Genomic DNA, 14243 nt, shown 5'->3' on the forward strand with positions numbered 1-14243 from the left:
TCGCTGAACCGAACCAGCGGCGAACCGGCACTGACGCGGCCGGCGGGCCTGTGCCTAGGCTTCCCGCTATGGGGACGTCCCGCGCGAACGTCGCGCTGCTGTGGATCTCGCAGGCGCTGTCGGCGCTGGGGACGAGCGTGTCGTCGCTGGCGTACCCGCTGCTGGTGCTCGACATCGGCGGGACGGCGCTCGAGGCCGGTCTGGTGGGCACCGTGACCGCGGCGACCGGCCTGGTCACGCGACTGCCCGGTGGGGTCGTCGCGGATCGCTTCCGCTACCGGCGGGTGATGCTGTTCGCGGATGCGGCGCGGGCGCTCGTGGTCGGGACGCTCGCCGTGACCGTGGTTGTCGGTTCGATCTCGCTGCCGCTCATCCTCATCGCCGTCGCTGTGGAGGTCGCACTGGGGTCGATGTTCGGTCCGGCCGAGTTCTCGCTGCTGCGGCTGATCGTCGAGCCGGGGGAGCGGGCGCTCGCCGTGGGGCGGATGCAGTCGCGGTCGGCCCTCGCAGGGCTGATCGGCCCGGCGCTCGGCGGTGCACTGTACGGGGTCTGGCCGGCGCTGCCGTTCCTGGTGGATGCGGGTTCCTACGTGGTCTCCGCGGCGCTCGTGGCGGCGATGCGCGGGACGGGCGGGCTTCGCGCCTCGAGGGCGGATGCCCGGCGGGCCGGAGTGCTGGCCGGATGGCGATGGGTGCGGCAGGAGAGATTCCTGCTCACGGCGGCGATCTGGGTGTCGGCCCTCACCGCGGTCTTCGGGGCGGTCGGTCTCGCCCTGCTGATCTTCGCCCGTGATCGCGGTGCGGAGCCTGCGGAGATCGGAGCCATGTTCGCGATCAGCGCCGCCGGCGGCCTCGCCGGGGCGATCCTCACGCCGGCAGTGCAGCGACGGCTCCCGCCTGCGCGCATTCTGCAGGTCGCGGTGCTCGTCGACGTGTCGGCCACGGTGGCGATCCTGCCGGTCCGTTCGCCGTATGTGATCGGGATGCTCGGAGCGGCGGCGTTCTTCCTGGCGCCGGCGGTGACAGCATCCGTGTTCGGCGAGGTGTCGAGACGGTGTCCCGACGAACTGGTGGGGCGAGCGCAGTCGGCCGTGACGCTGGTCACCGGGGCGTTCGCGCCGCTGGCGCCGGCCGCGATCGGCGGCATCGTCGACCAGGTGGGTGTGACGGTCGCCGTCGCCGTGTGCGCGGGTGCGTTCGCGGTGCTGGCCGTGGCGTCGTGGGTGCTGCCGGGGTTCCGGGATGCCGGATGAGGCTGACGCGTGGCGCTGGCTGCGCATGCCGGGTCCGTCGTGGCCGGCCGCGCCGGGTGTCGGCGGTCGGGCCTAGGGTGAGCGACGTGGCGATGGATGAGCTCGACGCACGGCTGCAGCGGATCGGGAAGCACCCGTTCCGCGCGAAGTTCCGCCTGTACGGCCGCGACCGCGCCATCGTCGACCTCCGCGGCATGGCGACGGTCCGCCGGCATGCCGCGGAGATCATCGAGACCAGGCTCGCGCCCGCCGCGCCCCGCAACGACGGCCGCCAGACGCCGTACCGGGGGCATCCGGTCTTCGTCGCCCAGCACGCCACCGCCACCTGCTGCCGCGCCTGCCTGAGCAAATGGCACGGCATTCCCGCCGGTAGGGACCTGGATGCCGCGGAGAAGGAGTACGTGGTCGAGGTGATCTGCCGCTGGATCGCCGGGCAGTACGGCGAGAAGGGGGTGCCGGAGTGAGGCGGGTCCTCAATCGAAGCCACCCGAGCAGGAGTTCGGCCAGATCAGGGTCAGAGCCGGGGTGCGAATGGATCAGTTTGGGTGAGACGCTGCGTCGGCCGCATCTACATATCGAAGAACCGCCCGGCCATCGTCGTCCGGGCGGTTCGCCGTAGCGTGCTGCAAACAGGATCAGATCCTGGACAGGATGTCTGCCTTCTTTGCCGCGAACTCCTCCTCGGTGAGTACGCCAGCGTCGCGGAGAGCTGCGAGCTGCTGCAGCTGTGAGGTGAGATCCGGAACTGCGGCCGGCGCCGGTGCGGGTGCCGCGGCCTGAACGACCGCCGGCGCCGAAGCCTTCGCCTCCTGCTCCTGCATCGCGCTGAGGATCGCCGACCGGAACTGCGCGGCCTCGTCCTTACTCACTCGGAACGTGATCGTGTTCACCACCGCTCCCGACGAGGTCTGCACGTCGACGGCGTAATACATCAGGCCGTCCTTGCGGCTGGTGACGTTCGTGACGTGCTTGAGCAGGACCATCTCGTGCTCGTCGTTGCCGCCCTTCACTCCGGTGACGAGGAGCGACGCTCCGCCGGTCAGCAGGCCGGCGGTGATCTTCCCGCCGGAGACGCCGCGGGGACGCTCCCACTCCAGTCGGTCAGGCCACAACCGCACCTTGGCGTTCCTGCCGTCGATGTGGCTCTCCAGCTCCAAGACCGGCTGCGGCTCAGAGGGCTCGGGAGCAGCCGGCGCGAAGTCGGTCGGAACAGCAGGCGCCACTCCGGGCACGGCAGCTCGTGCCTTCTCGATGCCAGCTTGGGCCGCCTGCGAGGCAGCGTCCTTCACCTTGTCGAACAGGCCCATGTTTCCTCCATCGTCGGGTCACTCTCAGCCGAGGTTAGCGGAGGGTGACCGGCCTCTGCAGCGGCTGACCTCGCCCCAGCGTTCCGCGATCCTCACCAGCCTCACGATTGGATATGCTCGCGCCTAGCTGCAACGACAATGAGTTTGAAGCCGCAGGGTGGACCGACGGAACCACGGTCGACTGGTGGTGGAATCCGTTGAGGCCCACAATCGACGGCGAGACGAGCACGGGCTGGCTTCGCGGTGTCATGGCCGAGGTGATTCCGTAGGACGCCGGGGTCATTGCCGTATGGCCTGCGTTTCACTCCGCCTGGGGCGATGCGCATTCAACGACCGGAGGAGGGCGGAGACTCCCTCGGACTCGGACTCGGGCTGGGCTGCGCGGCTTGGCTGGCGGCATGAGCACGCCGTGTGATCTGCGGAGCAGCTGGTCGCTCACCGATACCTCCAGAGAACCCGCGACCCTCATCGGATCACCGCGGGACTTCGCGGGCTATCAGGGCGAATGCGGTCAGCGAGGGCATCGTGCATCATGACCTCATGAGCACATCGCACGACGTCATCACCCCAGCCGAACTCGGCCGTGAGCTCGGGCACAACGACGGTGATCGACCGGGAATCACAGTGCGTCGGTACCTGCGCCAGCGTTACCCTGATCACCCCAAGAACCAGCGCTGGGAACTGACACCTGAAGAGGCCGACGACGTCCCGGAAAGTGTCAAGGCGGGTGAGACAGATTCCGTCAGGCGGTCTGTATGAGGGCCTCCTGTGAGGGCTGGTTGATCCAGGCGGCCTCGGGCAGCGTGGGCGCCTGGGGTCGGCGGTGGCCGAAGCGCTCGGGACGGGCGGCGTAGGCCGCGTCCAGGGTGGTCTGGCGCTGGGCGCGGACCTGCCCGGCGGTGCCGAAGTGGACGCTGGCGGGGGTGTGCAGCCCGATCCCGCAGTGGCGGTGCTCGTGGTTGTAGTAGGCGAAGAACTGCTCGGCGAACGCGCCGGCGTCGGCCAGGGACCCGAAGCGCTCGGGGAAGACCGGGGCGTACTTCAGCGTCTTGAACGCCGCCTCGCTGTAAGGGTTGTCGTTCGACACGTGCGGGCGGGAGTGCGACCTGGCCACCCCGAGGTCGACGAGCAGCTGAGCGACCGGTTTGGAGGTCATCGAGGTCCCGCGGTCGGCGTGGATCGCCTCCGGCACGCCATGGATGCCCATGGCGTGCTCGAGCAGGTTCTTGGCGATCTCGGCGTCCTCGCGGGCCGCGATGGTCCAGCCCACGACGAACCTGGAGAAGATGTCGAGCACGACGTACAGGTCGTAGTACACGCCCCGCTCCGGCCCCTTGAGCTTTGTGATGTCCCAACTCCACACCTGCCCCGGCGCCGTCGCGACGAGCTCGGGCCGGGTCCGGGGCGGGTGGCTCGCCTGCCGGCGCCGTTCCCCGGCCATGTCGTGCTCGCGCAGGATCCGGTGCATCGTGGACATCGAGCACAGGTAGGTGCCCTCGTCCAGCAGCGTGGCCCAGACCTGGGCGACCGACTTGTCCGCGAACCGCTGGCTGGTCAACACGGCCAGCACGTGGGCCCGCTCGGCGGCGGACAGCTTGTTCGCCGGTGCCGGCCGCGGTGTCCGTGGACGTGGCGGTGGCGGGTTCTTGGCCCGGTAGTGACTGGCGCGGGAGCGACCCAGCAGCGCGCACGCAGCCGCGGTGCCGACGTGCTCGGCCAGCCCGTCGACGGCCGGGTTGATCACCGCGGCGACCGCGGCGGCTTGTCCGCGCTCTCGGAGAGCGTCTCCAAGAGCGCGTGTGCTTTTCCCATCAGGTCCAGCGCCGCCCTGGTCTTGGCCAGCTCGGCCTCGGCCTTCTCCGCCCGGGCCCGTAGCGCCTGCAGCTCCCGCTCGCGCCGGTCCCGCGGCTTGCTGCCCAGCCCGGACAGCGAGCCGGCGGCCGCGGCCTTGCGCCACTCGATGATGTGGGAGGTGTACAGGCCCTCCCGGCGCAGGATCTCCCCACGCCCAGAGCGGTCCGCGGCGTCGTACTCGGCCAGGATCGCCGCTTTGAACTCGGCGGTGAACGTCCGCCTCTTGGGCCGGTCAGCACGAGGAGCCATAGCCCCATCATCGGTGCCGACGTCAGCAACCGTCATCGTCATCTCAGTATTGGTCCGTTCTCGCCCCGTGCAGTGCGAAGGTCAGCAGTGCTGGTGTCTCACCCCATCCTGACGCACAGGGTCCGCGCACACTTCCGCAGGAATTCGGCGGTGAGCACGCTCGCGCCCTCACCGCATGACCTTGCCGCAGCTGCAGTCCTAGCGCTCAGCGGAGAGCGTTGGGCGATCGCGGATGCAGCGCAGCAAGTACCGGCCTGCCCCGGCTTGTACGCCATCTACGGTGACGAGCAAGCGTGGAGCGACCTCCAATTCGAGCCGGTGCTGAACCGGCCGCTATACGTCGGGAAGGCCGAGGACAGCCTGGTCTCCCGTGACATCAACGACCACTTCGCCACCAACCCGAAGGCGAAGCCCCGCACCGGGAGCTCGACCGTCCGCCGGTCGTTCGCGGCGCTCTTGCGCGACACCCTCGACCTGCAGGCGGTGCCCCGCAACCTCGCTCGGCCTGAGCGCTTCGCCAATTACGCCCTGGCGGAGGGGGGAGACGCGCGGCTCAGTGAATGGATGCATGCCCGATTGACGCTCGCGGTCTGGCCAGCGCCCGCGGGCGTTCCGGTGCCGCTCGGCCGGGTCGAGACTGAAGTCATCGTCCACTTCAGGCTGCCGATCAATCTCGACAAGAACCCTGGCAAGCTCGCTCGGCTTTCCCGGGCACGCGCAGTCATGGCCGCTGAAGCATCTCGTTGGCGCCCTGAGGGCATGAACGGTGCCCCATGACCCAGTGGAACGGGGGCGTCGACGGCTTTGCACGCTGGTGCTCAATACCGTGGGTGAGACTCGTTCGGCCGCTTCGGTTTGAACACGCTCAACGCTGTAGCGAGCGTTCCGGACGCCCCAGTCGACGGGCAACAACTTCGCAGTCGACAACGGCGTCGACAGCTGGACGATGCTCAACGGGTACCCCCAGGTCTCCACCGGCCGGCAGCTTGGGGCGTACTGGTTACCTCACGCCCGTCCCTGCGATCGCTTCTCGCGGGTACTCTCCGGATCCGGAAGCCGAGCGCGGTCCGCGGCGGCCTGAGGGTCTAGCGAGTGCCACCGGTGCACGACCGCGAGTTCGGGCGGGGCGTTTCGTCTCGCTCCGCCTGCGGCGGTGCTCGCTCAACGACCGGGGAGGGGCGACCGGAAAGGGCGGGATGGTCCGGAACGAGGAAACCCCCGGGGGACCGGGGGTTTCAGGGTGTGGCTCCGACCGGCATCGATCCGGTGACCTTTCGATTTTCAGTCGAACGCTCTACCAACTGAGCTACAGAGCCGCGCGACGGGCGAGCCTGTCGCGTCCTAGACGAAAGGCCTCCTCGAAAGAAGGCCCGTCGCTCGGAGCGACCCTGACGGGACTTGAACCCGCGACCTCCGCCGTGACAGGGCGGCACGCTAACCAACTGCGCTACAGGGCCAGAACTATTGAATTGTATCGGATGAGTGACCCCAACGGGATTCGAACCCGTGCTACCGCCGTGAAAGGGCGGCGTCCTAGGCCGCTAAACGATGGGGCCGCAGGGTTCCCGGTGAAGGTTTCCCTTGCCGACGCTCAAGCATAAGGGATCCGTGCGGCGAAACGCGAATCGAGCGCACAGCTACTCGCATCCCGGGCGTTTCGGGCGCACCATGGAGGAGGCACGTGTGTCCGCGCGGCCGGGCAGGATCGTGCGCTTCCTGTTGCAAACGTGACGCTTGTTGTTACTGTTACGTGTGTGAAACCGGCGGAAGGGGCCGAGTGAACGACGAAGCGACGAAGGATGCTACCCCGACGGCATCCGAGGAATGCGGCTGCGCGCCCAGCCCCGCCGAACGACGCGCCCTCTGGCACACCGCGAAGGTCAGCCGCCGCGGCGCCCTCGCCCTCGGCGCGCTGAGCGCCGTCGCGATCAGCGCCTTCGGCGTCTCGTCGGGCATCAGCGCCGCCCACGCGGCCACGTACCCGAGCTGGGACGAGGTGCAGGCGGCGATGCAGAACGAGGCCGCCAAGGCCGCTGAGATCTCCCGCATCCAGGGACTCATCCAGACCCTCACCGAGCAGGCCGCCGCCGCCGAGGAGGCCGCGCGCGTCGCCGGACAGGAGTTCTACGAGGCGCAGCAGGCCTACTTCGACCAGGCACGCAAGGCCGAGGAGCTCCAGGCGCAGGCCGACGAGCAGGCGAAGATCGCCGAGGAGAGCTCCCGCAAGGCCGGCCAGGTCGCCACGCAGCTCTACCGCAACGGCGGCGATGACGCCGCACTCGAGCTCTTCTTCTCCGGCTCGGCGAACAGCGCCGACGACCTGCTCACGCGGCTGGGCACGATGGACAAGTTCCTCGAGTTCAACCGCTCGGTCTACGACAACGCCGTCGCCGCGCGCGATTCCGCCCAGGCGCTCAGCGACCAGGCGGCGGCCGCCCGCGACGAGCGCGACCGGCTGCAGAAGATCGCCGAAGAGAAGATGATCAAGGCGCAGCAGGCAGCGGATGCCGCGCAGGCCGCGCTCGCCGAGAAGCAGGCGAACCTCGTCACCCTCGAGGCTCAGCTCGCCGCGCTCAAGGACACCACGGCGCAGACCGTCGCCGCCTACCAGGAGGGCGAGCGCATCCGCCGCGAGGAGGAGGCGCGCCGCAAGGCCGAAGAGGAGCGTCGTCGCCGTGAGGCCGAGGAGGCCGCCCGCAACAACGCCGGTGGCGGTGGCGGTGGCGGCGGCGGAGGCGGCGGTGGCGGCGGAGGAGGCGGCGGCGGAAGCGGCTGGGTCCGCCCGCATGGCGGCTGGATCTCCTCCGGATACGGTCCCCGCGCCTCGAACTGCTCGAACGGCTACTGCAGCTCGAGCTTCCATGAGGGCCTCGACTTCGCCAACGGATGCGGCGCGCCCATCTTCGCCGCGGCATCCGGCACCGTCACCTACGCCGGCTGGAACGGCGGCTACGGCAAATACGTGAGGATCAACCACGGCGACGTCTCGACCGGTTACGCCCACATCGACTCGATCGGCGTCGGCTACGGGCAGTGGGTCTCCGCCGGCCAGGTGATCGGCTGGGCGGGCAATACCGGCCGCTCCTACGGATGCCATCTGCACTTCGAGGTGTACCGCGGATGGGGCACCATCAACCCGTATCCGTTCCTCGCCGACCGCGGCGCGATCTGATCGCGTCCGAACGACGAAACCCCCGGCGGTGACCGGGGGTTTCGTGTGTGTATGACGCTTCGACAGGCTCAGCGTCCGGGGTTGAGGCGGACGCTTCGACAGGCTCAGCGTCCGGGGTTGAGGCGGACGCTTCGACAGGCTCAGCGTCCCGCGGGGTCAGTGGCCCTGCGAGCCGAAGCGCTCGATGGCCTCGTCGAGGATGCGCTGCGCCTCGGCGGCGTCGCCCCACGCGTCGACCTTGACCCACTTGCCGGGCTCGAGGTCCTTGTAGTGCTCGAAGAAGTGCTCGATCTCCTTCTTGGTGTACTCCGGGATGTCGGCGATGTCCTGGATGTGCTGCCAGCGCGGGTCCTTCGACAGCACCGCGACGAGCTTGTCGTCGCCGCCGGCCTCGTCGCTCATCTTCAGCACGGCGACCGGGCGGACGTTCACCACGACGCCCGGGAAGATCGTGTGGTCGAGCAGCACCAGCACGTCCAGCGGGTCGCCGTCCTCGCCGAGCGTGTTGTCGAAGTACCCGTAGTCGGCCGGGTAGCCGAACGTCGTGTACAGGACGCGGTCGAGGTGGACTCGCCCGGTCTCGTGGTCGACCTCGTACTTCACCCGGCTGCCGCGCGGGATCTCGATGACGGCGTCGTGTGCGCCCATGCGTGTGCTCCTCAGGGAAAGATCGGTCGGATGCCGGGGACCAGCCTACCGGCGACGTGCTGTCACACCCGTCCCCGCTGCTCAGTCGGCGTGAGCGCCGCGGCCGAGGAGCGCGTCCTGCACGGCGGCGGTGCGCCGGCGCAGGGCATCCGCCACCGCCGCGACCGCGGGCTGGCGCAGGGAATCCGGCCGCAGCACCATCCAGTACGGCAGCCGCTCCGCGAACTCCTCCGGCAGCAGGCGGACCAGGTCGGGATGACGGTCGGCCATGAAGCACGGCAGGAAGCCGATTCCGGCCCCCGCCCGGGTGGCCTCGACGTGCACGAACACGTTGGTGGAGCTGAGCGAGTCCATCATCCCGGGCACCAGCCGCCGCGGGGCGTCCAGGTCGTCGACTTGCAGCATCGAGTCGACGAAGTACACCAGCGGATGCCGGCTGAGCTCGCCGATGCCGGACGGCGTGCCGTACTCGGCGAGGTAGTCGCGCGAGGCGTACATGCCCAGCACGTAGTCGCCGAGCCGGATCGCCTCCGCGCGGTGCACCTGGGGCTGCCCGACCACGACCTCCAGGTCCAGTCCGGAGCGGTGCTGCAGGGCGCGGCGGGTCACGTTGACGATCTCCACACTGAGCCGCGGATGCCGTCGCCGCAGCTCCGCGACCGCCGGCACCACCACGAACGCGCTGAACCCGTCCGTCGCCGACATCCGCACGACGCCCGCGATCTGGTCGGCCTCCTCCTCGCCCTCGTGGATCGTCGCGACGGCCGCCTCGACGTCCTCCGCGGCGCGCACCGCGCGGCGCCCCAGGTCGGTCAGCTCCCAGCCGCCGGTGGCGCGGGCGAGGACGCGTCCGCCGAGGTCGTTCTCCAGGGCGGCGATACGTCGCGAGACGGTGGTGTGGTTCAGACCCAGGCTCTCGCCGGCGGTGGTGAAGCGGCCGGTGCGCGCGACGGCGAGGAGGATCAGCAGATCGTCCGGATGCGGAGAGGCGGCTCCAGGAACCATGTGTGCAATTCTGCACTCGATATGTGCCGCTCTGGTCATTGATGCACACGCGGCGTCGTGCCCATACTGACGGAGGCCGGCCCTCAGGAGGGCTGCCGGACCGCTTGGCGGATGCCGACGAGGGCATCCGCGCAATCACGAAGGAGTGCATCGATGAGCGTCAACAGGACGACCCCGCCCGAGACCGAGACCTCAGGGCTGAAGAAGATCGTGGCCGCCTCGATGGTGGGCACCGTCGTCGAGTGGTACGAGTTCTTCCTCTACGCCACCGCCGCCTCGCTGATCTTCGGCACCCTCTTCTTCCCGAACGCCGGCACCGAGCTGGACGGCATCATCGCCGCGTTCCTCACCTACGCCGTCGGCTTCATCGCGCGGCCGCTCGGCGGCATCGTGTTCGGACAGATCGGCGACCGGCTCGGCCGCAAGCACACGCTGCAGATCACGATCATCCTGGTCGGCGTCGCCACCTTCCTGATGGGCTGCCTGCCCGGCTTCAACGCCATCGGATACTGGGCGCCCGTGCTGCTGGTGATCCTGCGCTTCGTGCAGGGCTTCGCCGTCGGCGGCGAGTGGGGCGGCGCCGTGCTGCTGGTCGCCGAGCACAGCCCGGACCGCTCGCGCGCCTTCTGGTCCAGCTGGCCGCAGGCCGCGGTCCCGGTCGGCAACCTGCTGGCGACCCTCGTGCTGCTCGGCATGTCGTGGATCCTCCCCGCCGACCAGTTCCAGAGCTGGGGCTGGCGGGTCGCGTTCTGGGCATCCGCCATCGTCGTGGTCATCGGCTACTACATCCGCACCCACGTCAGCGAGGCGCCGATCTTCCTCGAGGCCCGCGCTCAGGTGGAGGCCGGCAAGGCCACCCGCTACGGTGTGCTCGAAGTGGTGCGCACGTACCCGCGCGGCATCTTCGGCGCCATGGGCCTGCGCTTCGCGGAGAACATCCTGTACTACATCATCGTGTCGTTCTCGATCGTGTACCTGAAGACCGTGCACGCGTACGACACCAGCCAGCTGCTGCTCGCGCTGCTCGTCGCGCACGTCATCCACTTCCTGGTGATCCCGCAGGTCGGCCGGTTGTCGGATGCCCTGGGCCGCCGTCCGGTCTACCTCGCCGGTGCGGTGCTCGGCGCCTCGTGGGCCTTCTTCGCCTTCCCGATGTTCGACACCCTGAACCCGTTCGTCATCATCGCCGCGGTCACCATCGGCCTCTGCTTCCACGCGCTGATGTACGCGGGTCAGCCCGCCATCATGGCCGAATTGTTCCCCACCCGGATGCGGTACTCGGGCGTCTCGCTGGGCTACCAGGTCACCTCCATCGTCGCCGGCTCGCTGGCGCCCATCATCGCGACCGCGCTGCTGCAGCAGTACGGCTCCGGGGTGCCGGTGGCGATCTACGTCGCGATCGCCTGCGCCATCACAGCCGTCGCCGTGATCACCCTGAAGGAGACCCGGGGCATCGCGCTGCAGGACGTCGACGACGCCGACGCCCGCGCGCACGGGCTCACCACCGCCAGGGTCGGCGATGGCATCCGCTGAGCTGGACGCAGGGGCGGGCGCGGTGCCCGTGTCGGGGAGGCCGCTCGCCGGACGACGCGCCCTCGTCACCGGCGGCGCGAGCGGCATCGGCCTCGCCGTCGCGCACGCGCTCGCAGCGCGCGGCGCCCACGTCGTCGTCGCCGACCGGGACCGCGACGGATGCCAGGCGGCCGCGGATGCCATGGGCGGTTCCGCCTGGACCGTCGACCTGCTCGACCCTGCGGCCGTCGCCGACGACCGGCTGGCGGAGGTGCTCGCCGACGTGGACATCCTGGTCAACAACGCCGGGATCCAGCGCGTCAGCCCGATCGAGGAGTTCGACCCGCAGGACTTCCGCCGCATCCTCAGGCTGATGGTCGAGGTGCCGTTCCTGCTCGTCCGCGCCGCGCTGCCCGGCATGTACGCCCGCGGGTTCGGCCGGATCGTCAACGTCTCCTCCGTGCACGGGCTGCGCGCCTCGCCGTACAAGTCCGCATACGTGACCGCCAAGCACGGGCTGGAGGGACTGTCCAAGGTCACCGCGCTGGAGGGCGGCGGGCGCGGAGTCACCAGCAACTGCGTCAACCCCGGCTACGTGCGCACGCCGCTGGTGGAGAAGCAGCTCGCTGACCAGGCGCGCATCCACGGCATCCCGGAGGCCGAGGTGCTCGACCGGATCATGCTGACCGAGAGTGCGATCAAGCGGCTGATCGAACCGGCCGAGGTCGCCTCGCTGGTGGCGTGGCTGGCGAGCGACGAGGCGGCCATGGTGACCGGCGCCAGCTACACGATGGACGGCGGCTGGTCGGCCCGGTGACCGGCGGCCGGGGCGGTGCGTGCCCTACCGTGGTGGGGTGCCGTCGCTGAATCCTGCCATCGCCGAGGTGCGCCGCGCCGTCCGCGGTCCGCTCCGCACGTTGCCGGCCGGCTCGACCGTGATCGTCGCGCTGTCCGGCGGCGCCGACTCGCTGGCGCTCGCCGCGGCGACCGCGTTCGAGGCGCGGGGTCTCGGTCTCGAGGTCGTGAGTGTCACGGTCGACCACGGGCTGCAGCCGGGGTCGGCGGATGCCGCGGCCACCGCCGCCCGGAACGCCGCCGCCCTCGGCATCCGTTCCCGCGTGGAGCGGGTCGAGGTCGTCGCGGGTGCGGACGGGCTCGAGGCTGCGGCACGGGATGCTCGGTATGCGGCGCTGCGGCGCGCGGCATCCGCGGACCGAGCCCCGGTGCTGCTCGGGCACACCCTCGACGACCAAGCGGAGACCGTGCTGCTCGGGCTGGCGCGCGGATCGGGTGCGGCGAGCCTGCAGGGGATGGCGCCGGTGCGCGAGGACGAGGACGGGGTGCGCTGGCTGCGTCCGCTGCTGTCGGTGCGCCGCGCGGTGACCCGGGCGTTCTGCGCGGCATCCGGACTCGAGTCGTGGGAGGACCCGCACAACGCCGATCCGCGCTTCGCGCGCGTGCGGGTGCGGGAGCGGGTGATGCCGGTGCTCGAGGCCGAGCTCGGGCCGGGGATCGCCGAGGCGCTCGCCCGCACCGCCGAGCAGCTGCGCGAGGACGCCGAGGCGTTCGACGAGATGATCCACGAGACGATCGAGGACATCGTCGAGCACGCCGAGGCGGGGATCTCGGTGAGCGCGGCGGCGCTGGCGGCCAACCCGGCGGCGCTGCGGAACCGCATCATCCGGCTCGTCGTGCACAGCGAGTTCGGGGTGAGCCTGACCCGGCGGCAGACGCTGGAGGTGGCCCGGCTCGTCACCGACTGGTCCGGTCAAGGGCCGATCGACCTGCCCGGCTGCGTCGCCGAGCGCCGCGGCGGGCGGGTGGTGTTCACGGCGCGCTGAGCGGCGGTGGGGGTGCTCCGCGGCGGTGCGGGTGCTCAGCGGCGGCGCGGGGTGCTCAGCGGCGGCCGCCGAACAGGCCCCCGAGGATGTCGCCCACGACACCGCCGATGCCGCCCGAACTGCCGGACCCGGTCGATCCGGAGCCGCCGCCGAGCAGACCGCCGAGACCGCCCAGGATGTCGCCGAGCCCGCCGCCGCTGCCGGCCTCGGACGAAGAGCCGGCGGTGGAGCCGCCCTTGCCCTTGGTCGCGTTCGCGATCAGGCCGAGGATGATCGGTGCGAGGATCGGCAGCAGCTTGCCGAAGTCGATGCCGCCCGCGGTCTTCTCGGAGGTGGTGAGGGTCTCCTCGACGTCCTTCTTCTTGTCGCCGAAGACGTGCTTCACGATCTTCTCGCCGTCCTCGCGGTCGACGTCGTCGACGCTCGAGGCGCCGGAGAAGCCTTCGTGCCGGTTCAGCGCCTGCTCGATCGCCGAGGATCCCTCGGGCGTCTCGGCGTTCTTCTGCAGACCGCCGAGCAGGGCGGCGCTGCCCTCCGCCACGGCCTGGCGCGCCACGTCCTGGCTGACGCCGAACCGCTGGGCGATGTCGTCGATCGGGACCTGCTTCAGGATCTCGTCGAGGTTCATGGGCTCTCCCTCCGCGGGCACCCGCCCGCCTCTCCGCTCACAGTAGCGCGCAGGGGGTGCGCGGGGGAGGGGGACAGGGGGCATTCGTCTGTGGCATACCGTCACGGGCACGAGGGTCTGTCACGGGGGCATCCGGACGCTCGCCTAAAATCGACCCATGCGCGCTGCGGACATCCAGGACGACATCGAGAAGATCCTCGTCACCGAGGAGGAGATCCGCGCCAAGCTCGACGAGCTCGCCCAGCGCGTCGCCGAAGATTACGCGGGCAAGGACCTGCTGCTGGTCGGCGTGCTCAAGGGCGCGGTGATGGTCATGGCGGACTTCGCGCGGGCGCTGCCGTTCCACGCGCCGATGGACTGGATGGCGGTGTCGAGCTACGGCGCGAGCACGAAGTCGAGCGGTGTCGTGCAGATCCGGAAGGACCTCGACACGGCGCTCGAGGGCAAGCACGTGCTCATCGTCGAGGACGTCATCGACTCGGGCCTGACCCTCAGCTGGCTGCTGGAGAACTTCGCCTCCCGCGGCGCCGAGTCGATCGAGGTTCTGGCGCTGCTGCGCAAGCCGGAGGCGGCGAAGGTCGAGATCGACTGCAAGTACGTGGGCTTCGACATCCCGACCGACTTCGTCGTCGGCTACGGCCTGGACTACGCCGAGCGCTACCGCAACCTCCGCGACGTCGCCGTCCTCGCCCCCACGTCTACACCTGACGCCTCCGCCCGCCCGCCGGCGCCCGCGCCCGCCCCACAAACAGACGCCGGGGATCGGGGGACAGA

General features: G+C 70.2%; 13 protein-coding genes, 3 tRNA genes and 1 pseudogene. 9 read left to right on the top strand and 8 right to left on the bottom strand.

Features of this window, described 5'->3' with window-relative positions:
* Window positions 1–68 precede the first annotated feature (68 nt).
* Window positions 69–1253 carry an MFS transporter gene (locus JSY13_RS01295; RefSeq protein WP_259607223.1) on the top strand — a complete coding sequence of 395 codons (1185 nt, stop codon included), beginning with the start codon at window positions 69–71 and terminating at the stop codon, window positions 1251–1253.
* A 92-nt stretch (window positions 1254–1345) separates the two neighbouring features.
* A complete protein-coding gene (locus tag JSY13_RS01300) occupies window positions 1346–1717 on the top strand; it encodes a DUF4186 domain-containing protein (RefSeq protein ID WP_259608234.1) in 372 nt (123 codons plus the stop codon).
* Between the two features lie 171 nt (window positions 1718–1888).
* Here the strand turns inward: JSY13_RS01300 and JSY13_RS01305 are convergent, their stop codons facing one another.
* Entirely contained in the window at window positions 1889–2560 is a 672-nt protein-coding gene (locus JSY13_RS01305; protein WP_259607225.1) for an SHOCT domain-containing protein, read from the bottom strand.
* A 540-nt stretch (window positions 2561–3100) separates the two neighbouring features.
* Between JSY13_RS01305 and JSY13_RS01310 the strand changes: the two genes are divergently transcribed.
* Window positions 3101–3319, top strand: coding sequence for a hypothetical protein (locus JSY13_RS01310; protein WP_259607226.1), 219 nt, complete (start codon window positions 3101–3103; stop codon window positions 3317–3319).
* Here the strand turns inward: JSY13_RS01310 and JSY13_RS01315 are convergent.
* Window positions 3303–4699 (bottom strand): IS3 family transposase gene (locus JSY13_RS01315; RefSeq protein WP_432806446.1). Its coding sequence is split into 2 segments (ribosomal slippage): window positions 3303–4363 and window positions 4363–4699, totalling 1398 coding nucleotides; the frame shifts between segments, so codons are not numbered across the junction. The genes JSY13_RS01310 and JSY13_RS01315 overlap by 17 nt on opposite strands.
* 114 nt (window positions 4700–4813) lie before the next feature.
* On the opposite strand from JSY13_RS01315, the gene JSY13_RS01320 reads away from it, so the two are divergent.
* Window positions 4814–5440 carry a GIY-YIG nuclease family protein gene (locus JSY13_RS01320; protein ID WP_259607227.1) on the top strand — a complete coding sequence of 209 codons (627 nt, stop codon included), beginning with the start codon at window positions 4814–4816 and terminating at the stop codon, window positions 5438–5440.
* Window positions 5441–5906: 466 nt separating this feature from the next.
* Here JSY13_RS01320 and JSY13_RS01325 read toward each other — a convergent pair.
* The 3 genes from JSY13_RS01325 to JSY13_RS01335 form a co-directional block, all read right to left on the bottom strand.
* Window positions 5907–5979: transfer RNA gene (locus JSY13_RS01325), tRNA-Phe, on the bottom strand.
* A gap of 67 nt (window positions 5980–6046) precedes the next feature.
* Window positions 6047–6120 (bottom strand) — tRNA-Asp (locus tag JSY13_RS01330).
* 26 nt (window positions 6121–6146) lie between these two features.
* Window positions 6147–6219 (bottom strand) — tRNA-Glu (locus JSY13_RS01335).
* Window positions 6220–6440: 221 nt separating this feature from the next.
* Between JSY13_RS01335 and JSY13_RS01340 the strand changes: the two genes are divergently transcribed.
* Window positions 6441–7835: a peptidoglycan DD-metalloendopeptidase family protein gene (locus JSY13_RS01340; RefSeq protein WP_259607228.1), complete on the top strand. Its 1395-nt coding sequence runs from the start codon at window positions 6441–6443 to the stop codon at window positions 7833–7835.
* A gap of 156 nt (window positions 7836–7991) precedes the next feature.
* Here the strand turns inward: JSY13_RS01340 and ppa are convergent, their stop codons facing one another.
* A complete protein-coding gene (ppa, locus tag JSY13_RS01345) occupies window positions 7992–8483 on the bottom strand; it encodes an inorganic diphosphatase (RefSeq protein WP_259607229.1) in 492 nt (163 codons plus the stop codon).
* A gap of 81 nt (window positions 8484–8564) precedes the next feature.
* A complete protein-coding gene (locus JSY13_RS01350; RefSeq protein WP_259607230.1) occupies window positions 8565–9488 on the bottom strand; it encodes a LysR family transcriptional regulator in 924 nt (307 codons plus the stop codon).
* A 153-nt stretch (window positions 9489–9641) separates the two neighbouring features.
* On the opposite strand from JSY13_RS01350, the gene JSY13_RS01355 reads away from it, so the two are divergent.
* From JSY13_RS01355 to tilS, 3 genes are read left to right on the top strand one after another with little or no spacing between them, the layout of a single operon-like run.
* A complete protein-coding gene (locus tag JSY13_RS01355; protein WP_259607231.1) occupies window positions 9642–11021 on the top strand; it encodes an MFS transporter in 1380 nt (459 codons plus the stop codon).
* Entirely contained in the window at window positions 11008–11817 is an 810-nt protein-coding gene (locus tag JSY13_RS01360) for a 3-hydroxybutyrate dehydrogenase (protein ID WP_259607233.1), read from the top strand. The genes JSY13_RS01355 and JSY13_RS01360 overlap by 14 nt, the downstream gene beginning before the upstream one ends.
* Before the next feature lie 37 nt (window positions 11818–11854).
* Entirely contained in the window at window positions 11855–12841 is a 987-nt protein-coding gene (gene tilS / locus JSY13_RS01365) for a tRNA lysidine(34) synthetase TilS (protein ID WP_259607234.1), read from the top strand.
* Between the two features lie 55 nt (window positions 12842–12896).
* Here the strand turns inward: tilS and JSY13_RS01370 are convergent, their stop codons facing one another.
* Complete coding sequence (locus tag JSY13_RS01370) at window positions 12897–13469, bottom strand: DUF937 domain-containing protein (protein ID WP_259607235.1); 573 nt, start codon at window positions 13467–13469, stop codon at window positions 12897–12899.
* 157 nt (window positions 13470–13626) lie between these two features.
* Here JSY13_RS01370 and hpt point away from each other — a divergent pair.
* Window positions 13627–14163 (top strand): annotated as a pseudogene (hpt, locus tag JSY13_RS01375) (hypoxanthine phosphoribosyltransferase); the annotation flags it as partial.
* Between the last annotated feature and the right edge of the window lie 80 nt (window positions 14164–14243).

It is taken from the genome of Microbacterium neungamense (assembly GCF_024971095.1).
GTDB classification, from domain to species: domain Bacteria; phylum Actinomycetota; class Actinomycetes; order Actinomycetales; family Microbacteriaceae; genus Microbacterium; species Microbacterium neungamense.

Coding starts and splice junctions, on each gene's coding strand:
- JSY13_RS01295 (WP_259607223.1), top strand. CDS start 69: ATGGGGACGTCCCGCGCGAACGTCGCGCTGCTGTGGATCTCGCAGGCG.
- JSY13_RS01305 (WP_259607225.1), bottom strand. CDS start 2,560: ATGGGCCTGTTCGACAAGGTGAAGGACGCTGCCTCGCAGGCGGCCCAA.
- JSY13_RS01310 (WP_259607226.1), top strand. CDS start 3,101: ATGAGCACATCGCACGACGTCATCACCCCAGCCGAACTCGGCCGTGAG.
- JSY13_RS01355 (WP_259607231.1), top strand. CDS start 9,642: ATGAGCGTCAACAGGACGACCCCGCCCGAGACCGAGACCTCAGGGCTG.
- JSY13_RS01350 (WP_259607230.1), bottom strand. CDS start 9,488: ATGGTTCCTGGAGCCGCCTCTCCGCATCCGGACGATCTGCTGATCCTC.
- ppa (WP_259607229.1), bottom strand. CDS start 8,483: ATGGGCGCACACGACGCCGTCATCGAGATCCCGCGCGGCAGCCGGGTG.
- JSY13_RS01300 (WP_259608234.1), top strand. CDS start 1,346: ATGGATGAGCTCGACGCACGGCTGCAGCGGATCGGGAAGCACCCGTTC.
- JSY13_RS01370 (WP_259607235.1), bottom strand. CDS start 13,469: ATGAACCTCGACGAGATCCTGAAGCAGGTCCCGATCGACGACATCGCC.
- JSY13_RS01360 (WP_259607233.1), top strand. CDS start 11,008: ATGGCATCCGCTGAGCTGGACGCAGGGGCGGGCGCGGTGCCCGTGTCG.